This is a genomic window from Nitrospina watsonii (assembly GCF_946900835.1).
GTDB lineage: Bacteria > Nitrospinota > Nitrospinia > Nitrospinales > Nitrospinaceae > Nitrospina > Nitrospina watsonii.
Window position 1 is genome coordinate 1,974,066 of the sequence record NZ_OX336137.1, and the last position, 24,926, is coordinate 1,998,991.

Annotated in this window: 24 protein-coding genes; 11 read left to right on the plus strand and 13 right to left on the minus strand. The window is 57.6% G+C overall.

The features are described 5' to 3' along the window. Window positions 1-44 precede the first annotated feature (44 nt). Window positions 45-1,934 (minus strand): DNA mismatch repair endonuclease MutL, encoded by a 1,890-nt coding sequence (gene mutL, locus QML71_RS09105; protein WP_282011607.1) that lies wholly within the window; start codon window positions 1,932-1,934, stop codon window positions 45-47. A 174-nt stretch (window positions 1,935-2,108) separates the two neighbouring features. On the opposite strand from mutL, the gene QML71_RS09110 reads away from it, so the two are divergent. After that, window positions 2,109-2,729, plus strand: a complete 621-nt coding sequence (locus tag QML71_RS09110; protein ID WP_282011608.1) for a TPR end-of-group domain-containing protein — start codon at window positions 2,109-2,111, stop codon at window positions 2,727-2,729. Window positions 2,730-2,771: 42 nt separating this feature from the next. On the opposite strand, the gene rnd is transcribed toward QML71_RS09110, so the two are convergent. Both rnd and QML71_RS09120 read right to left on the minus strand, forming a co-directional pair. Continuing rightward, window positions 2,772-3,953, minus strand: a complete 1,182-nt coding sequence (gene rnd / locus QML71_RS09115) for a ribonuclease D (protein ID WP_282011609.1) — start codon at window positions 3,951-3,953, stop codon at window positions 2,772-2,774. A gap of 122 nt (window positions 3,954-4,075) precedes the next feature. Beyond that, window positions 4,076-4,288, minus strand: coding sequence for a hypothetical protein (locus tag QML71_RS09120; protein WP_282011610.1), 213 nt, complete (start codon window positions 4,286-4,288; stop codon window positions 4,076-4,078). Between the two features lie 482 nt (window positions 4,289-4,770). Here QML71_RS09120 and tsaB point away from each other — a divergent pair, with 482 nt between their 5' ends. Further along, complete coding sequence (tsaB, locus tag QML71_RS09125; protein ID WP_282011611.1) at window positions 4,771-5,457, plus strand: tRNA (adenosine(37)-N6)-threonylcarbamoyltransferase complex dimerization subunit type 1 TsaB; 687 nt, start codon at window positions 4,771-4,773, stop codon at window positions 5,455-5,457. 32 nt (window positions 5,458-5,489) lie between these two features. Next, window positions 5,490-5,717, plus strand: coding sequence for an HP1242/YdcH family protein (locus QML71_RS09130; RefSeq protein ID WP_282011612.1), 228 nt, complete (start codon window positions 5,490-5,492; stop codon window positions 5,715-5,717). Window positions 5,718-5,753: 36 nt separating this feature from the next. Here QML71_RS09130 and QML71_RS09135 read toward each other — a convergent pair whose 3' ends face one another. From QML71_RS09135 to QML71_RS09150, 4 genes are all read right to left on the minus strand, one after another. Further along, window positions 5,754-7,118, minus strand: a complete 1,365-nt coding sequence (locus tag QML71_RS09135) for an NAD(P)/FAD-dependent oxidoreductase (protein ID WP_282011613.1) — start codon at window positions 7,116-7,118, stop codon at window positions 5,754-5,756. A 27-nt stretch (window positions 7,119-7,145) separates the two neighbouring features. Further along, window positions 7,146-7,880 carry a methyltransferase domain-containing protein gene (locus QML71_RS09140; RefSeq protein WP_282011614.1) on the minus strand — a complete coding sequence of 245 codons (735 nt, stop codon included), beginning with the start codon at window positions 7,878-7,880 and terminating at the stop codon, window positions 7,146-7,148. Then, window positions 7,877-8,287, minus strand: a complete 411-nt coding sequence (locus QML71_RS09145; RefSeq protein WP_282011615.1) for an FxsA family protein — start codon at window positions 8,285-8,287, stop codon at window positions 7,877-7,879. The genes QML71_RS09140 and QML71_RS09145 overlap by 4 nt, the downstream gene beginning before the upstream one ends. A 144-nt stretch (window positions 8,288-8,431) precedes the next feature. Then, entirely contained in the window at window positions 8,432-9,268 is an 837-nt protein-coding gene (locus QML71_RS09150) for a hypothetical protein (RefSeq protein WP_282011616.1), read from the minus strand. 130 nt (window positions 9,269-9,398) lie between these two features. Here QML71_RS09150 and QML71_RS09155 point away from each other — a divergent pair, with 130 nt between their 5' ends. Beyond that, window positions 9,399-10,742: a radical SAM/SPASM domain-containing protein gene (locus QML71_RS09155; protein ID WP_282011617.1), complete on the plus strand. Its 1,344-nt coding sequence runs from the start codon at window positions 9,399-9,401 to the stop codon at window positions 10,740-10,742. A 397-nt stretch (window positions 10,743-11,139) separates the two neighbouring features. Here the strand turns inward: QML71_RS09155 and QML71_RS09160 are convergent, their stop codons facing one another. Together QML71_RS09160 and QML71_RS09165 are read right to left on the minus strand one after the other, a co-directional pair. Continuing rightward, window positions 11,140-12,543: a KAP family P-loop NTPase fold protein gene (locus QML71_RS09160; protein WP_282011618.1), complete on the minus strand. Its 1,404-nt coding sequence runs from the start codon at window positions 12,541-12,543 to the stop codon at window positions 11,140-11,142. Window positions 12,544-13,222: 679 nt separating this feature from the next. Further along, entirely contained in the window at window positions 13,223-13,582 is a 360-nt protein-coding gene (locus QML71_RS09165) for a hypothetical protein (RefSeq protein ID WP_282011619.1), read from the minus strand. A 282-nt stretch (window positions 13,583-13,864) separates the two neighbouring features. On the opposite strand from QML71_RS09165, the gene cysK reads away from it, so the two are divergent. The 7 genes from cysK to QML71_RS09200 all read left to right on the plus strand — a co-directional run bounded on the left by cysK (window position 13,865) and on the right by QML71_RS09200 (window position 19,522). Next, the gene (cysK, locus tag QML71_RS09170; RefSeq protein ID WP_282011620.1) at window positions 13,865-14,800 is read left to right on the plus strand and encodes a cysteine synthase A; all 936 of its coding nucleotides are present in this window, start codon (window positions 13,865-13,867) and stop codon (window positions 14,798-14,800) included. A 14-nt stretch (window positions 14,801-14,814) separates the two neighbouring features. Further along, window positions 14,815-16,053 carry a threonine synthase gene (gene thrC / locus QML71_RS09175; RefSeq protein WP_282011621.1) on the plus strand — a complete coding sequence of 413 codons (1,239 nt, stop codon included), beginning with the start codon at window positions 14,815-14,817 and terminating at the stop codon, window positions 16,051-16,053. A gap of 16 nt (window positions 16,054-16,069) precedes the next feature. Then, complete coding sequence (locus tag QML71_RS09180; protein WP_282011622.1) at window positions 16,070-16,348, plus strand: MoaD/ThiS family protein; 279 nt, start codon at window positions 16,070-16,072, stop codon at window positions 16,346-16,348. 8 nt (window positions 16,349-16,356) lie between these two features. Continuing rightward, complete coding sequence (gene moeB / locus QML71_RS09185) at window positions 16,357-17,157, plus strand: molybdopterin-synthase adenylyltransferase MoeB (RefSeq protein ID WP_282011623.1); 801 nt, start codon at window positions 16,357-16,359, stop codon at window positions 17,155-17,157. A gap of 77 nt (window positions 17,158-17,234) precedes the next feature. Further along, entirely contained in the window at window positions 17,235-18,236 is a 1,002-nt protein-coding gene (locus QML71_RS09190) for a PLP-dependent cysteine synthase family protein (RefSeq protein WP_282011624.1), read from the plus strand. A 25-nt stretch (window positions 18,237-18,261) separates the two neighbouring features. Then, the gene (locus QML71_RS09195) at window positions 18,262-18,585 is read left to right on the plus strand and encodes a (2Fe-2S) ferredoxin domain-containing protein (RefSeq protein ID WP_005009439.1); all 324 of its coding nucleotides are present in this window, start codon (window positions 18,262-18,264) and stop codon (window positions 18,583-18,585) included. Between the two features lie 43 nt (window positions 18,586-18,628). Then, window positions 18,629-19,522, plus strand: a complete 894-nt coding sequence (locus QML71_RS09200; protein ID WP_282011625.1) for an SDR family oxidoreductase — start codon at window positions 18,629-18,631, stop codon at window positions 19,520-19,522. 19 nt (window positions 19,523-19,541) lie between these two features. On the opposite strand, the gene QML71_RS09205 is transcribed toward QML71_RS09200, so the two are convergent. The 4 genes from QML71_RS09205 to QML71_RS09220 all read right to left on the minus strand — a co-directional run bounded on the left by QML71_RS09205 (window position 19,542) and on the right by QML71_RS09220 (window position 24,876). After that, window positions 19,542-20,222 carry a septal ring lytic transglycosylase RlpA family protein gene (locus QML71_RS09205; RefSeq protein WP_282011626.1) on the minus strand — a complete coding sequence of 227 codons (681 nt, stop codon included), beginning with the start codon at window positions 20,220-20,222 and terminating at the stop codon, window positions 19,542-19,544. A 300-nt stretch (window positions 20,223-20,522) separates the two neighbouring features. Then, window positions 20,523-22,298: an ABC transporter ATP-binding protein gene (locus QML71_RS09210; protein WP_282011627.1), complete on the minus strand. Its 1,776-nt coding sequence runs from the start codon at window positions 22,296-22,298 to the stop codon at window positions 20,523-20,525. After that, entirely contained in the window at window positions 22,295-24,043 is a 1,749-nt protein-coding gene (locus tag QML71_RS09215; protein ID WP_282011628.1) for an ABC transporter ATP-binding protein, read from the minus strand. The genes QML71_RS09210 and QML71_RS09215 overlap by 4 nt, the downstream gene beginning before the upstream one ends. 110 nt (window positions 24,044-24,153) lie before the next feature. Then, complete coding sequence (locus tag QML71_RS09220; RefSeq protein WP_282011629.1) at window positions 24,154-24,876, minus strand: ZIP family metal transporter; 723 nt, start codon at window positions 24,874-24,876, stop codon at window positions 24,154-24,156. Window positions 24,877-24,926 lie beyond the last annotated feature (50 nt).

Below are 24,926 nucleotides of genomic sequence, written 5' to 3' on the forward strand. Positions count from 1 at the left end.
TTCCGGAACCGAATCGGGCGTCTTCCTCAGGGAGGGCGCCTTTTTTATTTGCGGTGAAACTGTTTCAGGATGTCTTCGATGTCGAACAGGAGGGCGATGGGCCGGCCGTGCGGGCAGGTGTACGGCATCTCGGTCAACTCCAGATCGTGCAGGAGTTTCCGGATCTGATCCAGCTCCATCGGATGGTTCACCTTGATGGCGTTGCGGCAGGACATCATGATCACGATGTCGTCGTACTTGTCCTGCAAACTGTGATGCGCCTCGTCGCGGGTGAGCGCGGCGGCGATCTCCCGCACCACGGCTTCGTGATCGTGCGCCTTCAAGATCGCGGGCACCGAGCGCAGCAGGAAGCCGTTGTTGCCGAACGGCTCCATCTCCAGGCCCAGCTTCGCCAGCTCCGCCAGCTCCGGCTCCAGCGCCGCCGCCTCGGCGGGAGCGAACTCCATCGCCAGCGGGAACAGCAGATTCTGGATCTCCACCTTGCGCTCCGCCGCCGCCTTCTTGAACCGTTCGTACAGCACACGCTCGTGGGCGATGTGTTGATCCACCACCAACACGCCACGCCGCCCCTGCATGATGATGAACGAGTTGTTGAGCTGGCCCAACGGCTCGAACTCGGAATAGATCATGTCCGAGATGGCGCGTGGCTTGGTGCGGAACAGATCGACGTCCGGCGGCAACGGTCCCGTGGACGACGCCGCGCCGGCGGGACCGCCGCTGTAAAATGTTTTGAGCGCGTGGCCCACGTCCTGAAAAGAATGCGTCTGCTGGTAACGCGGTGGCGGACCAGCCGGGCCACCCCCCACGCCGGGGCCACGCTCCAGATGCGGATGCGGTACGGAGGAATACGACTCGCTGCCCGCGCCGTTGGCCACGTGCGGCACGGCGTCGTAGGGTCTGCCATCGGCTGCTCCCGGCCCCCGCGCCGGCTCCGGCACAGCCGGTTTTTCATTCCCCGCCAGCGCTTCCTGGATCGCTTCCATCACGAACCGGTACACCTCGCTCTGATACGCGAAGCGCACCTCCGCCTTGGCCGGGTGCACGTTGACGTCGAGCAGGTCCGGGTCCATCGTGAGATACAGGAACAAAACCGGATGCTGGCCGCGTGGCAACAGGTGGCTGTATCCCTTCTGCGTTGCCGACAACAAAACTTTATCCCGGATGTGGCGGTGGTTGATGAAGCTGTACTGATCGTCGCGTTTCGATCGCGTCAGAATCGGGCTCGATATGTAGCCCTCAATTTTGTAACGGCCTTCTTCCTTTTCCACGCGCAACAACTCGCGGGTGAGTTCCGGCCCGAACAGTTCGGCGATGCGGTACAGCACCTGTTCCGTGGGCAGGGTGTTGACCACCGTGCGCCCGTTGTGGGTGAGCGAAAACTGGATGTCCGGATGTCCCAAAGCCTGCTGCTGCACCACCTGCGTGATGTAGCCCGCCTCGGTGTTGTCGCGGCGCAAAAATTTATGCCGCGCCGGGGTGTTGTAAAACAATTGCCGCACCTCCACCGTGGTGCCGCGCGGACAGGCGGTTTCCTTGATGACCGGTGGCTGGCCGCCCTCGACGGTCACTGCCGTGCCTGCCTCGCCTTCCGCATGGCAGGTGGTGAGACGCACCTTGGCCACCGAAGCGATGCTGGGCAGGGCTTCGCCCCGGAAGCCCAGAGTGTGGATGGTGACCAGGTCGCCGGGCTTTGAGATCTTGCTGGTGGCGTGGCGGGCCAGCGCCAGTTTCGCATCCGCCGGATTCATGCCCGAGCCGTTGTCGCGCACCTGGATCAATTCCTTGCCCGCCCCCTCGATCTCGATCTGGATGCGCGTCGCCCCGGCATCGATGGCGTTCTCGATGAGTTCCTTGACGACGGAAGCCGGACGCTCCACCACTTCGCCGGCAGCGATCTGGTTGGCAAGGCTTTCTGGCAATACCTGAATGGTCATGACGAAAGGTCCCGGAATGGCAGGGGGGTGAATGCGGCCGCAGGCCGCGGCGCTGGACAGGACAGCTTTTCGGATTTTAAACCAATCGCCGCCGATTGCAAGTCCTGCCACAGGCAGTTTACAGACTCATTCTTATTGATGCAATCGACCCCGTTCCTCAGGTAATCTAAGGGTATGAAACTACATCCTCACATAGTGCAACGCTACCTGCCGGTGCTGGCGGTCGTGTTCATGGGCCTGGCCCTGTACAGCGATCAGGCCCGGTTCAACGACCCCTCCCCCGGAAAGGCACAGCAGGAAGGGTCCGGTTCGAAAACCCTGGCGGCGGGCGGCAAGGACCCAGACCACTCCCATGCGGAGGGTTCCAAAACCGATGCCGAAAGCGAACACCGCATGGCCATCCACCATTACAACGAGGGCAACGGCTTTCTGAATCGCGGCGACTGGCAGGAAGCCGTGCGCAATTACAACATGGCGCTGCACCATGACAAGCACCTGCACGCGGTGTACATCAACCTGAGCAGCGCCTACCTGAAAGGCAGGAAGTTCGACGCCGCACGGGAGACGCTGAACACCTTGAAAACCATGCAACCGGACAGCCCGCACCTCCATTACAATCTCGCCTGCTACCACGCCTTGCAAAACGAAACCGACGCCGCGCTCAGCGCAATCCAGCAGGCAGTCCGCCTCGGCTTCCAGCCGGTCGCATCCATCCGCACCGACCCGGATCTCGCCTCCGTGCGCACCACTGCCGCTTATAAAGAATGGGCGCGGGATGCGCTGCGTCCATCCTGAGCGCCGCGGGATCGGCGTTTTGTTTTTTTGGTTGCTGCTGCTTCAGGAAGGATTGGGCCGTGGGTGGGGATTGATCAGGGTAACGCGGCCTTTTTTGTTGATGATCAGACCCTGCTGGCCTTCGAGAATCAGGTGCAGGTCGCTGCCGATCAGGTGTTTGCGCCAGCCTTCGAACAGGGGGTGCTCTTCCAGTCCTTCTTCCTGTTCATGGCAGGCGACGAACGAGTGGATCAGTTTGCGGTCGGCCAAAAGGTGCGGCTCGATCTTCAGCTCCTCGGAGCGGATCTGCACATAGGCCGCCAGCAGTTCTTCAACGCCGCGGTTGGTGGCGTAGCTGGTGCCTTCCGGTAAATCCGGGCATTCGCTCTCCGGCACCGCGCGGCCGCGCTGGATCAATTCCAGCAGCTTCTCGCCGTGGTGGTTGATCTCCTTGCCATTGATGCCACGCAGATCGTGCAGTTGTTTGACCGTTTCGATATTTTGCCGGGCCATCTGCAACAGGGTTTCGTCGCGGATGATGAACTTGGCGAGGCAATCGCGGCGGCGGGCTTCCATTTCGCGCCAGGCCGCGACTTCGCGCAGCACTGCCATCTGTCGCGGCTTCAACGTGCGCACGTTTTTGACGCGCATGAACTGCGTGTAGGGATCGGGCAGCTCAAACTGGTCGGCATCGGTCAGCGATTTCAATTCCTCCTGCACCCACTCCAGCCGATTGAGCTTTTTAAGCTGGGCCACCACCTTTTCATACACCGGCACCAGAAACCGCACGTCGTCGAGCGCGTATTCAATCTGGTTGTTGCTCAGCGGGCGGCGGCACCAGTCGCTGTAGGTTTCGTTTTTGTGCAGGCGTTTGCCGGTGGCGCGTTTCACCAGCTTGGCAAAGGAAATCTGCGCGCCCCAGCCGATCATCGCCGCCGCCACCTGGGTGTCGAACACCGGCTGGATCACCTCCCCCGCCAGCTGGTACAGAATTTCAAGGTCCTGCTTACCGGCGTGGAACACCTTGAGCACGTCGCGTCGCTTGATCAGGTCGATCAAGGGATCGAGATTGGGCACGGCAATCGGATCCACTGCGGCGAAAACCCCATTGGCCGCCAACTGCACCAGCCCCAGGCGATGAAAATATGTTTTTTCGCGGACAAATTCCGTGTCGATGATGAGCTCGGTGCAGCCCTGAAGTCGATCGACCAGATCGGCGAGCTCACTTTCGGTGGTTACATACATGGCATCTCGAATTTCATTTCGGCCCCGGCACATCCGGTCCGGGAATCACAACGCATTCACAGCAAACAATGAATGATAGTATTATAGCGGCAGCAAACGAAGAGCGCCATCCGGGCCCACCCTCAATCCACCGAATCGTCCAGTTTGAATACGGATAATTTACTCGCCACAGTCTGGACGTTCAAAGACTCGTCCTCCAGTTCCTCAAATTCCACAGTCATTTTGTGGTCCTGATGGGCCTCGTTGTCTTTCCAATGATTGCGACTCAGCCTGTTGGAAGAAATCACTTGCTTGACATTGCCCTGGGCATCGAGAATCTTGACTTGGTAGAACATAAGCGTCCTCCCCTTTGGATAGAAATGGCGGCCTGTCCGTCCCCTCCTCATCACCCAAACTACTTGAATAACAATAAATTCAAATACTTATAACAATTCTATCAGTACCCGAAAAGTAAAGTACCCGCAACCCCCGCCATTGTCAAGAAAATAAACCTAATAAAATCAATAATTAAGAACCGTTTCTCCAACCCATTGCCGGAGCGGTACCCCCTCTGCACGCGGGTCCGTCCACGCCGGGGCCGCCTGTGTGGGATGCCGCCCGGCGTCCCTTTTTCTTAATTTTTTTTGCGGCACGGAATCAAGTGTTTGAACCCGCTCTACCCCGCAAAGCCCTTATTTTATGCGGTCCGGGCACCGGTGGGCGAGCGTTGACTTTTTGACGGGAATGACCTAAGTTGAGGGTATTAAGGGTATGCCTTTTGTGGGTGATACGGGGCCATGAAAAGGATTCAACACAACCACATTGATGAGGGAGAGGGATGAGAATTCTGGCTATCGACTCATCGACCCCTCAATGCAGCGTTGCCCTCTTCCAACAAAACCCAACTCTTCTCCAACAATTCACAGCGGAAGATCAGCCTGCGTACTCCAACCGCTTGCTGGAATGGATGAATCGGATTCTCGATGAGGCGGGAGTGCGCCTGGATGAGGTCGATGGATTTGCCGTCACCACCGGGCCGGGATCGTTCACCGGCCTGCGCGTGGGCCTCAGTCTTATCAAGGGATTCGTGCTGGCCACGGAAAAACCGTTTGTGGGAGTGACTACGTTTGACGCCTGGACGGCAACACTCCAAACGGAAGTGAATGCCTTCTGCCCCGTGCTCGACGCACGCAAACAACAAGTATACGCCGCCCGCTTTCACCGCGAGCGGAATCAATGGACCCGCCAGATGGAGGACCGGGTTCTGGCTCCGGAAGCGTTGTGCGATTTGATCGACCGCCCCACCCTGTTTGCCGGCAGCGGCCTTGCGGCTTACGCCGGCCTGTTCCGGCAGCGATTGGGAGACCGTTTCCTGACGGACACCACAGCGCAGACCTGCAATGTGGCAGCGGGCGCCGCCCTGTGGGCGGCATCGCGTTTCGACGACGCGAAACAATACGATCTCAACTCGCTGCGCATCGATTACATCCGCAAATCGGAGGCCGAACTCAACTTCAAAGGTTGATCCATCATATAAATGAGGAAGGAGACCTACCCATGGACATCGATCCGGAAATCATCGAAAAATCCAAGAATGAAATCCCGGAATTCAAACGCCTGTTTGAGGAACACACCCGCCTGAAACATCAGGTCGAAGAACTCAACAAACGTCCTTTTCTGACACCGGAACAAGAACTGGAGCGGAAAAAATTCCAAAAACGGAAACTGAATCTAAAGGACCAGTTGGAAAAACTTCTGGAGACCAACGGACAGGAAGCCGGCTGAGACGCCGCATTCACCGCGCGACTGCGCCGGGAACCTTCACCCTTCGTCGGGAAGAGGCCGGCTTTCGAGCGTCGGCGCGTGATGAGAAGCCGCGGGCCGCACTCTTTGTTGAGGCCGCCCCGCACGCTGGGGCCGCCCCGCACGCTGGGGCCGCACCCCACGCTGGGGCCGCACCCCACGCTGGGGGCGCAGCCAGGCGACAGCGAGTCGGGTCAGGTAGGCGGCAGACACCACCCGTCCGGCGGGCAGGTAATCGCCGATGACGCCGACCAGGGTCGCGGCCAGGGCCGGATTGTCGGCAAGCACTCCCACCACGCGGCGGCACCAGCGCGGCCGGTAGATCAGTTTTTGCAAGGCACGGCTCAGCACGAATTTTTTGTGAAACTCCTGCCGCCGCCGCAGGTCGTAACGCGCCAGCATCCAACGCGACACATCCCCTTTCTGCAGGGCCACATCCAACGTCGCCGCCGCCAGTTCCGCACTGCGCAGCCCCAGGTAAATGCCCTCGCCGGTGAAGGGATCGATGAAGCCCATGGCGTCCCCCACCAGCACCAGTCCACCGCAGGGAATCGGCTGCACCTGGAACGCCAGCGAATCGACCGTGCGCACGCGCTCGTTCAATTCCGCATCTGCCAGCAGGTCGTGCCGCCGCCGGTTCTGCAAGACCACGCGCCGGTAGAACGCATCCACGTCTTCGCCGCGCAGGCGCTCGGCGTCCACCACCAGCACCACGTTGACCGCGTCCGCACTCACCGGCGCCATGCCGGTGTAGCCGGGACGGCTGATATGCATGTAACAGTAATCGCCGGGGAACTGCACGCCTGACCAGTGCGCGGCCAGCGCCACCTTGCCACGGCCCGTTTTGGGACGTTGACGCAATCCCATACGCCTGAGCGACACCGCATTGCGCCCGCCCGCATCCACCACCACGCGCGCGTTCAAAGCGAAAGGCCGGTTGCCGGCATCGCGACCGGTGACGCCGGTGACATTGCCTGCGTCGAACACCAGATCGTCCACCTGGTGTTCTTCCAACACATCGATGCCGCGCTCTTTCATTTTCTGGAACAGCAGGTGATCGAACGAAAATCTGGACAGCGACAAACTCGACATCGCACGGCCCTCGTGCGCCGGGTAATCGATGGCCACTTCCTCTTCCTCGTACGCCGACACCGCCACCCCACGCAGGCGCAGCGGTTTCGTGGCTTCGATCGACTCCAACACACCCAGTTTTTCCAGAATGGCATCGGCGGCGGGACTGATGAACTCGCCGCACACCTTGTCACGCGGAAAACGCGCGCGTTCGAGCACACCCACCTTGTATCCTCTGGCGTGGAGCAGCAAGGCCGTGGCGGCCCCGGCGGGTCCGGCGCCGATCACCAGCACATCATAGTCGGCAGGCATGGCGGCTCCCTGTGAATGCGTGATCGATCATGACGGTTTGGTCTCCACCAGCGCGATGCGGTACGGAAAATGCCGATGCACGTTGAAGTGCCGCCACCCGGCGCGTTGTGCGAGACCGCGCAACTCGTCCGGCGTGAATGCGTTCATCACCGACACCGGCGCGTCGTAACGCGTCAACCGGTTGTTCGTGAGCAGGCGCGTGAGGAGGTAGATGGACGCCCAGGCAATGCGGCTGCGGTGCAGGTCGTTGACCACCACGCCCTGTTTCGACAGCCGCGTGAACTGTTCGAGCAGCACAAGCGCGTTCTCTTCCGAAAAATGGTGCAACGCCAGGTTGTTGATGACGACATCGAAGGCACGGCCGGGGAACGGCATGTCTTTCGCGTCGCCCTGCACGAAGCGGATTTCCGGGTAGCGCGTTGCTTGCTCGCGCGCGTAGCGCAGCATCTTGGCATTGACGTCGAGCGCCACCACGCGGATCGGGCGCTTCATGCGTCGCGCCATGCGCACCAGTTCGATCGGCTGATCCGCCGACCCCGTCGCCACATCCAGCACGTCGAGCGGCACGCCCTGCGGCTGCGATTCCAGAAACGGTCGCATATGGTGCAACAGCACTTTATAACCGCTGAGGTAGCGGTTGACCCGGCGCACGTCGTTCAGGCTGTCTTTGACTTCCTCGAACGGGGCCTGGTCCAGGTCCAAGAGTTCATCGCGCAGGTTTCGAGGCGGGGCAAACACCATGGTGAGAGAAACCGGCGTCAACCGGCTTCGGCTTCCTTAAAGAAAAACCACTTCTCGCCGCGCGCGATCTTGCTCTTGATCATGCGCACCGCGATGGCGCGAAACATGAAGCGGGTCTTGGGGATGATGATGAGAAAGCCGATCAGGTCGGTCACCGCACCGGGCATCAACAGCAGGTAACTGCCGAACCGCACCACAGAGCCGTTGATCACTTCCTCCGCCGGCATTTCACGGGACTTCAGATGCCATTGCATTTTCTCGAACCATTCCTCGCCGTAACCGCGTCCCATGACGATGCCAATGAGGAATGAAAACATGATCCATGAAATGGCATTGATGGTGCTGATCTGTTCCGCAAGCCAAGCCAGCGAAAACACCTCCAACACGGAAACCAAAAGCAATACGATGATACTGGTCAAAAACGACACGGTTGAAACTCCCGATACGAGGAACCCTGAAGGTTCACAACTGTTTTTCAATTCCTGCACTCATTATACGCGCATTGGCGGCTGAGTGCGTTCATTCTAGTACAAGCCCCGTCAAAAGGCAAAAGCCCGGCCCACGCCCGGCCCTCACTGCAACGCCGACAGGAACGCCGCGACGCGCCCGAGCGATCCGTCTGTCAGAAACTGCTCCATGTTCTGCTTGTCGGGATTGCCGGGGTGATGGAACGCCTTGAAGGCGTTTTCGAAGCGTTCGCGCCCGGTGTTTTTCTTATAGTCGAAGGCCCTCAACAGGCGCGTGCCTTTGTTGCCGCCCACACCTTCCAGCCCGTGGCAGAACAGGCAGTTGTCGGTGAAAAACGAAAAACCCGACTGTACCGCTTCCTCGGATGAAAGTTTGCCGGCGATCGGCGCGTAGTAGTCGCTCCGCTTGACGAAACGCAGCGCCCGGATGTTCGCCGTCATGTACCGTTCCTGATGCGGCGCGTCCTGTCCGTCCGGCACCACCACCAGCATCGGTTGCAGCCAGCCAGGCCGTTTGAATTGCGGGTCGATCTCCAGTTCCAGCGCCAGGTGCAGATCGTGCTGGCGGATGTCGGCCACCGGCAGCAGGCCCTCGTAATCGTCGAAGCAGTCCAGCACCACCGCATCGGTCGCATCGTCGCCGAAGCGCTCCACCAATTGCGCCAGCGGCAACACGCGGAAGCGTGATCCAGTGTAATCCATGCTGCGGTCGAAGTAAGCGCTCGGTATCCAGCGCGTGTGCAGGCCTGCGAGATCGCTCCGCACCACCTGGCCGCCGGAAGCCGGTCCCTTGCCGGAAGCCGATCCCTTGCCGGAAGCCGGTTCGCCCAAAGAGAGCCCGGTCAGAGTGAACGCGCCGGAGCCTCCCCCACCGCAGGCCAGACCGAACAGGGGAAGCAGCGCAAGCGCAAGCATTGTAAGAATTTGGCGGAAATCACGCATGGGGTTTGCGTATCCCTTCCATTTCAGGAATAATGTGTTAAGATTTTTGTTTGCTCCCGGGCCCGCCCCGGCGGGATCGCCCAAAGCGCCCGTTATTTGAGCCATTTGACACCCGTTTCGCGACTATATCATGGAATCCTCTCAGATCGATTTTTCACCGACGCCGAACAACAGCCCCTACCGGGCTTACTCCATATCCTGGAACATCACCAAACGCTGCAACCTCAATTGCGAGCATTGCTACCTCGATGCCGACTTCCGCGGCGGGTTTCGCGTGGACGAATTGAGCACGCAGGAATGCTTCAACGTGATCGACCAGATTGCCGAGGTCAACCCCAACGCGTTCCTCATCCTCACCGGCGGCGAACCGCTGCTGCGTCCGGATATCTACGAGATCACCCGTTACGCCGCCGACCGCAAGTTCATGGTCGTGCTCGGCACCAACGGCACCATCATCACCCGCGAGAACGCGAAGAAGATCAAAGAATCCGGAGCGCACGGCGTCGGCATCAGCATCGATTCCATGGACGCGGTCAAGCACGACCAGTTCCGCGGCGTGTCGAAAGCGTGGGAGAAGTCGATGGAAGCCTTCGACATTTTGAACGACGTCGGCGTCGATTTCCTCGTGCAGATGTCGGTCTCCGACATGAACTACAAGGAGATTCCGGATGTCATCGCCTACGCCGAGAAGATCGGCGCGGTGGCCTTCAACCTCTACTTCCTCGTCTGCACCGGCCGCGGCCAGGGCAACACCGACATCAGCAACGCCGCCTACGAGGAAGCGCTCAAAATTCTGTACAAAGAACAGATGAAGTACAAAGGCCGCCTGATGATCAACTCCAAATGCGCGCCGCAGTACAAACGCGTCGTGTACGAGAACGATCCCGAGTCCGTCTATCAGCGCACCTACGCCGGCGGTTGCCCGGCGGGCACGCATTACAGCCGCATCAGCCCGGAAGGCGACCTCACCCCCTGCCCGTTCATCGCGGAATCCGTGGGCAGCCTGCGCACCGACACCTTCAAAAACCTGTGGTACAACGCGCCGCTGATGAATCAGCTGCGCGAGCGCAAAGGCCTCGACGGCAAATGCGGTTCGTGCGAATTTTCGGCGATGTGTTCCGGCTGCCGGGCGCGCGCTTTCGCCGAGACCGGCAACTACATGGCGGAAGACCCGTCCTGCGATTACGAACCGGGACAGCACGGCGGCAAGGCCATCGAGCTGAAAGTGGAAGACACGCTGGGGCTGGAAGTCGAGTACCGTCAGACCTGGACCGACGAAGCCAAGCAGCGGCTGGAACGCATTCCCAGTTTCGCGCGCGGCATGGTGGTGCAGGGCATCGAGAAGTTCGCCGCCGAACGCGGTGTGGCGCTGATCGACGAACACGTCGTGAAGAAGTCGCGTGAGGAAATGATCGAAAAACGCGGTGCCATGTTCCCCTTCCTCAAAAAGTTCATCAACTCCGAGAAGAGCTAAGCCATTGCCCCGTTCCCCCTTGTAAGGGGGGCCAGGGGGGTTCTTCCTCTGAACCACAGATGAACACCGATGCACACCGATAACAGATTAGGGAGAGAAGTCTTTATTCCCCCCTTGTAAGGGGGGCTAGGGGGGGTTTTCTTCCTGTTTTTTCCTGAGAAGCCGCAGGCGACGAAGAAACTTTCAAGTGACTTTCTTTTTCCCTTTCCTGAACAGGAGGGGGCTGGGGGGCTTTTTCCTTAAGGGTATTCCGAGGCGCGGCACGCGACGAGGAATCTTGGATAGAAGGAATGAAAACATAGATTCCTCGCTACGCTCGGAATGACACCTCAACCGTTGCGATGTCACTCTGAGGAGCCACTGTCAGGGAAATACGATCACTGTACAACTGCACAAACTAAACTTGAAACTCTCCAACAAACTCTATCAAGTTTATGTAATTATTCTTTCTACCTTTAACATTTCGCAACAAGCGCATGGATTCTTTTAATGCGTTGTCTGCCGCACTCCTATAGTGAGTCTGATTACCCCTATCACCTAATCTATTTGCCTCTTGATCTACCTCATCTGGATTCAAATCCAAACAAAGCAAAAATGCCTTAACATGAACCCAGTGTGAATTAATCAAAAATTCATTGTCGCCTATCTTACTTTCAAAAATATCAAGAAGCTCTTTCCCAGAAACTTGATTATTCTTTATCTTTCTTAAAACTTCCGGATTATTTACTTTTAACAACAAAAGAAAAAGTGTTGCCCCCCAAACATCTTCCTCGTCTATCAGCTTAATAACTAAGCTTAAATAACCGCAAATTTGCCCCATGCTTCTTAAACTCAAGTTGAAACTTCTGGAAAATCCCAGAAACAAATATTCCAATTCGCTCGATATGCTTCCACCTTTATTTTGCCCATACTTATTAACCAAATATTGGTTTATTTTAAAATAATCGACCAATAGAAATTTGCAAAACTTGCCTACCTCTGGAACCGGCATATTGAATTCAAGATCAATAAACCGCCTTAAATAGCCATCCGCATCCATCCCCTCCCCATAAACAGATTTTACCGAATGGGCTAACTGCTCCCTATCCAAGCTCAACACAAAAACATAACCCTCAACACTGAACAAATGCTTTATATTTTCTAAAAGCTCAATTGCATAATTTGGTCGGCATCGATCAAGCTCATCTACGAAAATAATAATTGGTGGCTTGTAGGCTTCATTAAGCCTGATGAACTCCTTACCGAACTTTTCCAGGTTTTTCTTGAAGCTTTCGATTGTTTTCTTTTCTTCCTGATAATCATTGATTGCTTCCTCTACATAGCTTTCTAAAGCTTTCGATATATCTCTTTCGATCTTTTCATCGAGACTCAACAACCCACCTGTCCCAAAACGTAAGAATAAAGGAATCGATTTTCTAAACATTTTCCCCGCATTTTTAACCAGCTTATCCTTTATCTTCCGTACTTCTCCCTTCTTTTCTGGATCCAACTCCATGCCATCCACAATCCCCTGAATTTCTCCCAAAAAAGAATAAAATGGGTTCGTTGCATAATCATATTCCCAAGCGTTGAAATAAATCGACGGGTATCCTTGGTTTTTTAGTTCCTGCCTCCACATTTCGACAAAGGTCGTTTTCCCAAACCCCCAAGGAGCATTTACGCTTAAAACCAAGGAATCATCTGAAGTGGTTATAATTTTCCTGAGGTTGCCAGCAATTTGCTTGCGGCCAAGCTTGTCATTAAGAAAAGGATCTTCCTCGGGTCCTCTAGGAATTTCAATGGGCTTGAGTCTCTTTAACATTCAACTCTCCTTAACGAATCTTAAATAAATAAGCAGGCTATTAATTATATATGCCGAATTGGCTATCTATCAATATTCCTCAAGGATTGCGCCAACTTCAACCCTCCTTCGCTTCTTCCACATTCGGTTTTTGCTTTAACAATTGTTGAAACTTCGTGATGGCCTGGGCGAGGGAGGCGGGGTCGCGGTAGCGAGGAGACCATACGCCTTCACTTATGTTCGGAAACACCTGAAGGAAAAATCCCCCCAGCCCCTCTACGAGGGGAGAAGGCGGGTACTGCTCATCCAGCGAACCAAGGTCTGAGGGCTCAATCTCAAATACAACCTGTTGCCTCTGGGTGTTACCCGGCTTCGCAAAGGGGGAGACGAACCCTTCCCCTCCTTTACAAGGAGGGGATTGAGGGGAGGTATCAAAACCTTCGCTGGTGCTCAGGATCACATATAAGGAAGAACCCCCCTGGCCCCCCTTACAAGGGGGAACCGGGGCTATGCCCCGAAAAGAGGAAAAGTCATAAAGCCCCCTCATCCTAACCTTCTCCCGCCAGGGGAGAAGGGACCGGGCTACACCCGGGCATCGGCCATCTGCCTCGGACGAAATCCACGCCCTCAGACCATCGTTAGCAAGGTACTAGGTAGCAAGATTTCCTCAGCCGTAGGCTGCTACTTTTTGGGTCCGGCGCTACTTCTTGCCGTATAAATTGCGCATGGAGAAAGACTGGCTGTTGACGTTGGAGCTGTCGGGTTCGGCGAGGGCGTTGGCGACTTCATTGCGGTAGTTTTTGACTTTGCGGAAAAGGGGGTGGGTGATGTCGAGCTTGAGGTTGGCGAGCGCGGCGCTGAATTTTTCGCTCCCCTCCATCGACACTTCGCAGACGATCTCGCCGGACTCGCTGTCGCGGTACACGCCGGAAAGGATGAGCGGCGTCTTCTTGGTGACGCGCAGGCCCATCTCGCGCATCAACTCGAGGACCGGTCCGTTGCCATAAACCCGGAACGGCAGGTGGTTCTTGATTTCGGTCAGTAGCGATTGGGCGCTCATAATTCCTTAAAAATCAATCAGGTGTGCGATCACAAAAATAGATATACAGTTGAATTTTACCACACCTTGCGGGGCCGGGGCACCTGGCTCGCCCAATATTCTCATAAAATTTTGGGGAATCGCTGTATGAGGGGGGCGGACGGCGTGCTATAATCTATCTTTGAATTTCGACCCAAAAGTTATTGTAAGGAGATGGTTTAAGGACGCTTCGAGTGGTTGACTTCGCGGCCGGATAGCCTATAATTTCCATTTTGCTTTTCTAAACGGTGACCATCCCCCAGCATGTTGGAAAAATTCAAGGTTAGATCAGAAAACTCACTGGATTTGATCGGCGGCACGCCTTTGGTGAAGCTCAACCGCGTGGTGCCGTCCCATGGCGCCAGCATCTGGGCGAAAGTGGAGTCGAACAACCCGGGCGGCAGCGTGAAAGACCGCATCGCCCTGGCCATGATCGAAGACGCCGAGAAAAAGGGATTGATCCAGCCCGGCGCGACCATTGTCGAACCCACCAGCGGCAACACGGGCATTGGCCTGTCGCTGGTCGGCGCGTTCAAGGGATACGAAGTCGTGCTCGTGATGTCGGAAAACATGAGCATGGAGCGGCGCTTGCTGCTGGAAAGTTTCGGTGCCACGCTGGAACTCAGCCGTGCCGAGTTCGGCATGCAGGGCACCATCGAGCGGGCCGAAGAACTGGTGGCGGAGCATCCGGATTTTTTCATGCCGCAGCAGTTCAACAACCCGGCCAACCCGGAGATCCACCGTCAGACCACCGGGCCGGAGATCATCTCCGCCATGGAAGGCGACAAGGTGGACGCGTTCATTGCGGGCATCGGCACCGGCGGCACCATCACCGGCGCGGGCGAAGCGTTGAAGGCGCATTACAGCGACACGAAAATCATCGGGGTGGAGCCGGCGACGTCGGCGGTGCTGTCCGGCAGAGCGGCAGGGCCGCACAAGATTCAGGGCATCGGCGCGGGATTCAAACCCAAGGTGCTGAATCTCGACATTGTGGACGACATCCGTCCCATCTCGGACGACGACGCGTTCCGCTATGTCCAACGGTTGGCCAAGGAAGAAGGCCTGCTGACCGGTATTTCCTCCGGCGCGGCGTTGTGCGCGGCGTTCAAGGTGGCCGAGGACCTGGGCCCCGGCAAAAATGTGGTGGTCATTCTCCCCGATACGGGTGAACGCTATTTCAGTTTTTATCAATACTTCTAGTCAAAAAGCTCTCTATGGGATACGTCAAAGGTTTACGTTGCAAAGAATGCGGTAAGAATTACGACAAGCTGCCGATCCATGTCTGCGAATACTGTTTCGGTCCGCTCGAAGTCGATTACGATTACGAAGGCATCAGCAAGGTCATCAGCCGGAAATCGATCCAGGACGGCCCGCCTTCCATGTGGCGGTACCAGCCGCTGCTGCCGATCGACGGCGAGCCCCAGGTCGGCCGCTACACCGGCTTCACGCCGATGATCGAAGCCAAGAACCTGGCGAAAGCGCTCGGCCTCAAAAAGGTGTATGTGAAGAACGACTCGGTCAACCATCCGACCTTTTCCTTTAAAGACCGGGTGGTGTCCGTGGCGGTGACCAAGGCGAAGGAATTCGGGTTCGACACCATCTCCTGCGCCTCCACCGGCAACCTGGCCAACTCGGTATCGGCGCACGCGGCGGAAGCCGGGCTCAAGAGCTGCATCTTCATCCCCGAAGGGCTGGAACGCGGCAAGATCCTGTGCACGCAGGTGTACGGCACCCAGCTCATCGCCGTGCGCGGCAGTTACGACGACGTCAACCGCCTGTGCAGCGAAATCGCCGCCACGCACCAGTGGGCCTTCGTGAACATCAACATCCGCCCCTACTACGGCGACGGATCGAAGTCGTACGGCTACGAAATCGCCGAACAGCTCGGCTGGAGAACGCCGGACAACGTGGTCGTCCCCGTTGCAGGCAGTTCGCTGATCACCAAAATCTGGAAAGCGTTCCACGAGTTCAAAGACCTCGGCCTGATCGACAAGGTCAACACCAAGGTGTTCGCGGCGCAGGCGACGGGATGCTCGCCGGTGACGACGGCGATCAAGAACGGCTGGGACACGCACAAGCCGGTGAAGCCCAACACCATCGCCAAATCCATCGCCATCGGCAACCCGGCGGACGGGTATTACGGCATCAAGACCACCCGCGAGAGCGGTGGCTGGGGTGATGACGTCACCGACGAACAGGTGGTCGAAGGCATGAAGCTGCTGGCGGAGACGGAAGGCGTGTTCACCGAAACCGCAGGCGGCGTCACCGTTGCAGTCACGAAGAAACTGGTCGAGCAGGGACGCATCAAGCCCGACGAGTTGACCGTGATCTGCGTCACCGGAAACGGCCTCAAAACGCTGGAGGCGCTGGACGATCAGTACGCCATGCCGGCGGTCATCGAACCCAATATCCACGGTTTTGAAGAAGTGTATTCAAACGGTATAACGGTATAACAAGGAGAAACGAACCATGGCGGTAAAAGTAAGGATTCCCACCCCCCTGATGAAGCTCACCAACAACCAGAGTGAAGTTGCAGCCAACGGGGGCACCATCGCGGAGTTGCTCAGCGACCTCGAATCCCAGTTCAACGGGATCAAGGAACGCATCTGCGAGGAGAACGGAACGCCACGCCGTTTCATCAACATCTACCTGAACGAAGAAGACATCCGCTTCCTGGAAGGCGAGCAGACCAAGCTCAAGGACGGCGACGAAGTCTCCATCATCCCCGCCATCGCCGGAGGCCGGTAGAGTCGTTCATGGATTTCAGCGACGAACAGATCGAGCGCTACAGCCGCCACATCATCCTCCCGGAGGTCGGCGGCATCGGCCAGGCCAAGCTGCTGGACGCGCGCGTGCTGTTGATCGGCGCCGGGGGTCTGGGTTCGCCCGCGGGCTACTACCTTGCGGCGGCGGGCATCGGCCATATCGGCATCATCGATTTCGATACGGTGGACCTCAGCAATCTGCAACGGCAGATCCTGCACAACACCGAGCGCGTCGGCATGCTCAAAACCGAGTCCGCCAAAAAAACCATTCAGGCGCTGAATCCGGACGTGCAGGTGACGGTGTTCAACGAGCGTCTCTCCTCCCAGAACATCCGCGGCATTTTTGAAGATTACGATTACGTGCTGGACGGCACCGACAATTTTTCCACCCGCTTTCTCATCAACGACGCCTGCGTGCTGATGGGAAAAACCAACATCCACGGCAGCATCTTCCGTTTCGAGGGACAGGCCACCATTTTTCAGCCGGGTGCGGGGCCCTGTTACCGCTGCCTGTACCCGGAACCGCCCCCGCCGGGACTGGTGCCGAACTGCCAGGAAGGCGGTGTGCTGGGAGTGCTGGCCGGCATCATCGGCAACATCCAGGCCGTGGAAACGATCAAACTGATTCTGGGCATCGGTTCGCCTCTGGTGGGGCAGTTGCTCATTTACGACGCGTTGAAAACCGAGTTTCGCAAAATGAATTTGAAGCGGGATGTCCACTGCCCTGTATGTGGTGAACAGCCCACCATCACTGAGTTCATTGATTACGAAGAGTTTTGCGGCACCCGGTGAATTGACAACCCTGTTTTCACTTAAAACCCGGTTCGGGCTCCCTGCAAGCCTGGGTTTTGATATACAATTTAAGTGTTATGTCTAAGGTAAAGATATCCGAGGAAGTGCTGGCGCCGGCCTGCCCGGTGATCATGGACGAATCGGTCCTGAAAAAGATCGGCAACACACCGATGATCCCGATTCAGAACCTCACCCGGGATTTTCCGGACGTGGAGATCTACGCCAAGGCCGAGTGGCGCAATGCAGGCGGCTCCGTCAAGTCCCGCCCCGCGCTGCAAATGATCGAAGATGGCGAAGCCTCCGGCAAGCTCACCAAGAATAAAATCATCATCGACTCCACCAGCGGCAACACCGGCATCGCCTACGCCCTGATCGGCAAGATCAAGGGCTACCGCGTGAAACTGGTCATGCCCGCCAACGTGAGCAAGGAACGCAAGGGCATGATGGCCGACTTCTACGGCGCGGAAATCGTCACTTCCAGCCCGTTCGAAGGCTCCGATGGCGCCATCCTGCTCGCACGCGAAATCTACGAGCGCAATCCGGACGCGTACTTCATGCCGGACCAGTACAACAACGATTCCAACTGGCGCGCCCATTATCTGCACACGGCCAACGAGATCTGGAAACAGACCGACGGCCGCATCACGCATTTCTGCGCGGGCATCGGCACCGGCGGCACCATCATGGGCAACACGCGCCGCTTCCGCGAACTGAACCCGGACATCAAGTGCCACCCCATCGAACCGGCGGAAGAGCTGCACGGCATCGAAGGCCTCAAGCACATGGCCTCGTCCATCGTGCCCGGCATCTATAAAGAAGAGGAGTTGGACAGCAAGATCAGCGTCGCCACGGAAGAAGCCTACGACATGGTCGAGCAGTTGGAAAAAGAGGAAGGCATCCTGGTGGGCCATTCCTCGGCGGGAGCCATGGTGGGTGCGCTGCGTCTGGCCTCCCAGATCAAAAAAGGCGTCATCGTCACCGTCTTCCCCGACAGTTGCGATACCAGTTACATCAATTTTGGTAAATTCAAGGAACAATACGAGACCCACTCTTCGGCGACCCCCAAGCCGGACAGTTGAGCCGTACTCCCCCGCAAGGACACACATGGGTCGTTTCACCCGTCACGTATTCATCTGCAACAACCAGCGCAAGGAAGACGACCCGCGCGGCTGTTGCCAGTCACGCGGTGCGATGGATTTGCTCGACCATATCAAAAAACGCGTCCACGACAGCGGCCTGAAAGGCAAGATCCGCATCAACAAGGCCGGATGCCTGGACGCCTGCCAGTACGGCCCCTCCATGGTGGTGTACCCGGACGACGTCTGGTACTCCCCGCAAACGGTGGAAGACATGGAAGAAATCTTCACCGAACACCTGCAGAACGGCCGCGTTGTCGAGCGGCTGGTCATCGACTTCTCCCGCAAATAACGATTGGGCTTGTGCCCGCCCCCCGTTGACTTATACTTGGGGCATGGTTTCCAACCTCCTCATCATCGGCGGTACGGGAATGCTCGGCCACCCTGTCGCGCGTAAATTCCAAAAAGAAGGCTGTGCCGTGCGTGTGCTCACCCGCAACCTGGACCGGGCGCGCGAGGTGCTGGGGGACGGGTTCGACCTGCGTCAGGGCGACGTGGAAGATCCGGCGTCGCTCGACCGCGCACTCGCAGGCTGTGACGGCGTTCACATCAACCTGCAGGGCGGCAACAGCGACCGTCAGCTGGAAGCCATCGAGTACCGGGGCACGCTCAATATCCTCGGGGCCGCTGAAAAAGCCGGGGTGCAACGCCTGTCCACCATCTCCTACGCCGTCGATCTGGAGAACCACCCGCACGTGCCTTACGCCTCGGTGAAACATCGTACCGAAACCGCCGTTGCCAAAAGCCCCATCCCGCACACCATCTTCCGCGGCTCGCAGTTCATGGAATCCCTGCCGCTGTATTTTCGCGATCACACGCCCTGCCTCATCGGCAAACAGCCGCACCACTACCACTGGGTGGCGGCGGACGATTACGCCCACATGGTGTTCAATGCATACCAACTGAAAGAAACGGTCGGCCGGCAGTTCGACATCTTTGGCCCGGAAGCCATGACCATGGAAGAGGCGCTCCTGCGCTATTGCGCGGCCATGCACGGGAAGCAGGAAATCACCCGCATCCCCATCTGGGCGATGAAGCTCATGGGCTATTTGATGTTCGACCGGAGAATCCGCTTCGTCGCGGAGCTGATGGAGTTTTTCAGCCGCGCCGGGGAGCACGGCAACCCGATCGAGGCCAATCGATTGCTCGGCGCACCCACCACCACGCTGGAACAATGGTGCGAACAACGAAAGGCCGAACGGCGGGGAGACCTGCCGGAAGAGGCATGAACATCCCGCATGAGATTCTTCAGAGCTGAACCGTTTCCACTTTCACGCGTGCCGTGCCCTTGCCGTCGAAGCCCAGCCGCTTGGCCGCGCCGTGGCTGAGATCGATGATGCGCAGCCCGGATTGGGGGTTGTGGTCGCTGGGAAACGGACCGCGATCATTGACGCGCACGATGATGGATCGGCCGTTCTCCAGATTGGTGACGCGCACATTGGTGGGCAGTGGCAGGAACTTGTGCGCGGCGGAGAGTCCGTCAGGGTTGAACGCCTCACCATTGGCGGTCATGTGGCCGTCGTCCTGATCGTAGGTCTCCTGCCCGTACCAGGACGCGATGCCAACCTCGGTGTAGCTTTCGGCCTGTTTGACGCTCATCGGATAATACTTCTGCCCCTTCACCGTGTACGGAGAATTTTTGACGCGGCCGAGGCGGATGGCTTCTTTCACCGGCAGGCCGTCGATGGTGTCGATCTCGTCGTTCATCAGCGGCCAGTCGAGCGGCGCGGTGACGACATCGAAAGTGAACTCGCCGATCTTGTACGTCGCCTTGCCGGTGTAGTACACCACCTTCACCGCGTTCTTGCCGATGTAATAGACACCCTTGACGGTGCCCTTCACCACTTTGTACGTGCCCTCGATGACCGTGCAGGCGGACACCCCCATCAGCACCGCACCCATCACCCACAACCGTCCCACCTGTTTCATGCCTCACCCTGAACAGTTCATAACTCATTGAAAATTATAGAGAATTTTTATCGACAGGGCAACCCTGCAGGCACTCCTGGTGCCCCCCCGCACGGCTTTGAATCGCGACGCTGCGTCCAAATTGGCAACCCCCCGGACGCAGCCCGGTCCTTTCTCCCCCAAGCGGGAGAAGGCCAGGATGAGGGAGATTTCTAATTTTTTCTTTTGCTGGTGATGAAATCGCCGTGGACCCCGCCCGCCCCCGGAAAGGCGACCTGATTCGGACACATCGTCCAAACGGCAAACGTTTTTGCGCGCAGGTCACGGCCCTTTCGTCAGGTCGGATTGCAGTTTGAGCAGATTGTAGTAGGTGCCTCTCTGCTTGATGAGTTCCTGCCGTGTGCCGAACTCCACCACCCGGCCGTGGCGCAGCACCAGCACCTTGTCCACGTGTTGCAAGGTGGACAGGCGGTGCGCGATGATGATCGACGTGCGGCCCCGGATCAGCTTCTGCATGGCGTCCTGAATTTTTTTCTCCGTCTCCGTATCGACGTTGGACGTGGCTTCATCGAGAATCAGGATGCGCGGATTGAACGCCAGCGCCCGCGCGAACGACAGCAGTTGCTTCTGTCCCAGCGATAAACTGTTGCCCCCTTCCATCAAAGGCTGTTCGTACTTGTGCGGCAGGTTCTCGATGAAATGATGCGAATTCACGGCGTGAGCGATGGACTCGATTTCCTCGACGCCCAGGTCGGTGTTGCCGAGGCGAATGTTCTCCAGAATGTTGCGTGCGAACAGGAACACGTCCTGCTGCACCAGCGCCATCTGGCTGCGCAGCGCGTACTTGTCCACCTCCGCCAGCGAGGCGCCATCGACGCGGATCGCGCCTTTTTGAATGTCATAGAAACGGTAGAGGGTGTTGACGATGGTGGTCTTGCCTGAGCCCGTCGCGCCGACAATCGCCAGACTCTCCCCCGGTTCCAGCGCGAACGACACGTCCTGCAGCACGTAGTCTTCATTTTTGTACGCGAACCACACATTTTCAAATTCCACCCGGCCTTCGATTTTCGGCAGCGGTTTCGGTTGCGCAGGATTCTGCATGTCTTCCGGCGTGTCGAGCAATTCGAAGATGCGTTCGGACGAAGCCATCGCCGTCTGGATGATGTTGAACTTTTCCGCGAGGTCGCGGATGGGTTCAAAAAACTTGTGCAGGTATTGCATGAACGCCACCAGGACGCCCAGCTCCACTTCGTTCTGCACGAAGCGGCCGCCGCCGTACCAGATGACCAGGCCCATGCCAATGGCGCTGAACACGTCGATCGACGGCAGATACACGGAGTTGTAAAACAGCGAACGCAGGTCCTCAGACAGTTTCGAGCGGCTGACTCCGGTGAACTCGCGGTAGCGGTTGTCTTCCTGATTGAACATCTGCACCGTGTTCATACCCGACAGGTTCTCTTCCAACAGAGTATTGAGCTTGGTCACGTGCGCCCGGTTTTTGCGCAGCGCGTCGCGGGCGCGCGTGCGGTAGGCATTGGTCGCGAGATACAAGAACGGAAACACCGCGCACACCACGAGCATCAACCGCCAATCGAGATACGCCAGCATGAAAAAGATGCCGACCAGCGTGAACAGGTCGCTGAACACGAGGATCAATCCTGAAGTCAGCATTTCGTTCAGCACTTCGATGTCGTTGACGGTACGTGTGATCATCTTGCCGATGGGGTTGCGGTCGAAAAATTTAAACGACATCTTGTGCAGGTGACCGAACACCTGCGTGCGCAGGTCGTACATCACACGCTGGCCGATGAACTGGATGGTGTAATACTGGAAGAACTGGCAGACGAAGGCCGTCACCAGCACCACGATATAGATCAGCGCAATCCGGTCGAGCCCGGCGTAGTCGCCCACTTTAATGTGGTCGTCGATGGCGATCTTGGTGAGATACGGTCCGGCGAGGTTGAGCAATGACACGGCCAGCAGCAGGAACACCGACAACACCACCAGCTTGCCGTACGGACGCAGGTAGCGGAGAATGCGCGTGAACAGCGGCCAGTCGTAATAACGGTCCTCCAGTGTTTCTTCCCATTCGTTCATTGCAACAGGATCTCCATTTCACGCGCCAGGGCCTGGTTGGTGTAGATGCGCCGGTACACGCCATCTTGCTGCATCAGCCGTTCATGCGCGCCTTCCTCCAGAATTTTTCCATCGCCCAGCACCACCACCCGGTCCACCTGCCGGGCCAAAGACAGACGGTGCGTGACGATCAACGTCGTCGTGCCTGTGATGGAAGACCGGATGTTTTTGAGGATGATCGATTCGGTTTCCACATCAAGACTGGAGAAGGCGTCGTCCAGAATCAGGATGCGCGGCTTGCGGATCAATGCACGCGCCAGCGCGATACGTTGTTTCTGTCCGCCGGAAACGGACACACCGCGTTCGCCCACCACGGTGTCGAGTCCTTGCGGAAAACGTTCCAGGTCCGGCGTCAGGTGCACACAACGCACCATCGCCTCGATCTCCTCGTCCGTCGCTTCCGGCCGGGCCAGCGCAATGTTGTTGCGGATGGTGGTGGAAAACAGAAACGGTTCCTGCTCAACGTACCCGATATGACGCCGCAGCGCCGTCGCCGGGATGTCGCACAGAGGTTTGCCATCCAGCAGAAGACTGCCGGGCAGAGCGTCGTACATTCTCGGGATCAACTGCATCAAGGTCGATTTGCCGGCACCGATCATGCCGATGAAAGCGACGCTCGTGCCCGCCTCGATATTCAAGTCGATGCCGTCCAGTGCCTTCGCCTCGTTGTTCGGATAGGAAAATGTCAGACCGGTGATTTCCAGATCGCCCCGGATATCTGCCTCCCTCTCCTCCGTGTCGGCTTTGATGAGCGACGATTGCGCATCGAGGATATGTTGAATGCGGCGCATGGCGGTGACGCCTTTCTGCCACAGGTTGATGACATAGCCGATGGCCATCATCGGCCACGACAACATCATCAAGTAGCTGTTGAAGGCGACGAATGAGCCCAGCGTGATGGTGCCGTCGATGACTTGCTTGCCGCCGATCCAGAGCGTGATCATGGCGGCGATGCCGATGACGAACACCAAAGACGGCGTGAACAGGCCGAACATCTTCGCCAGGCTCATGTTTTTATCGATGTGGTCGCGGTTCAACCGGTCGAAGCGCCGGATCTCGTTTTTCTCCTGCACGAAGGCGTGCAGCACGCGGATGCCCACCAGGTTTTCCTGCACCATGCTGGTGATGCGCGACAGGTTTTCCTGAATGCTTTGATGACGGATGCTGATGGCACGGATGAAGGTGAAGAACAAAACCGAAATGATCGGCAACGGCATCAGCACGTACAACGTCAGTTTCGGGTTGATGTAAATCATGAGGGAGAAACAGCCGATGATCACCACCACCGCATCCAATACCACCAGCAGGCCCAGGCCGAGGAAATCCTTCACCGCGCGCAGGTCGTTGGTGGCGCGGGACATGAGATCGCCGATCTCGTGTTTCTGATAGAACCTGCGGTCCAGCGTTAGAAAATGCTGGAACAGGTGGTTGAAGATATCGACTTCCATTTTGCGCGACGGACCGAACAGGTGCCGCCGCCAGCCGTAGCGGGCAAGCCCCTGCACCAACGCCGCCAGCAACAACCACCCGGCGTACTGCATCAATACACTTTGCGCGGGATCGTTCGGAAGGAGGTCGATGACCTGCTTGATGAGCCAGGGAATGACCAGGCCAACGAGATCGGTCAGCAGAAGCGCCACGGTTCCCAGCAGGATTTCCCGCCGGTAGGGCTTCATATAATGGATGAACGTGCGAACGTGTTCCATAGGATCGTGCTTAGTTTAAAGCCGTTCAGGCCGGAGAGTGGAAACGATTCTGGACCCATCGGGTCTGGACCCGTCGGGTCGGGGGTCCGCCCGGTGGCACGGTGGTCCGGTCAGGCAGTGCCCATGGACAGAAACATGGCGACCAGTCCCAGAGACAAACACAGCAGGTTGCTCAATTTCTTTTCATCGCCTTCGTGCACCGTGGGCAGCAGGTCGCCGATGCTGATGTACAGGAAGGTTCCCGCCGACACGCCGAGGGCGAACCCGACCGGATACGGGTTGAACTCTTCCAGCACAAACACGGAGAGGAGCGCCGCCACCGGCGTGGTCAACGCGAAAATGAACATGTAAGACAAAACCTTCTTGCGCGAGTACTCGCCACCTTTCATCAGGATGCTGCTGAGCGCCAATGCCGCCGGGAACTTATGAATCGTCACCGCCAGCAAAATCACGGCGCTCAGGTTCAACCGGCTGGCCGCGCCGATGGCCACGCCGTCCAGAATGCTGTGGAAACCGATGCCGATATACGCGGCGAGACCGATTTTGTGGTAGTCGCAGTGGCCTTCCTCACACGGGTGCACCATGATGAACTTTTCCATCACATAAATGGCGAGGAACCCAAGAATCACTGGAAAGCCGAGCTGGCTTCCCAGCACTTCCGTTATTTCCGGAATCATGTGAAAGAAGACCGCGCCCAGCAGGATGCCCGCGCAGAAACTGATCAACATGCGAAAGGTTTCCTGCGACCAGTCCCTGATGGTCGGAATCCAGCCCCCGGTCATGGTGACCGCGAAAATAAACAACAAAAATAAATACAGGCCCGAATTGTCCATGTTTTAACTCAAGGTCCGGCAGGCCGGATTGGGAGAAGGTTTCAGAGGTC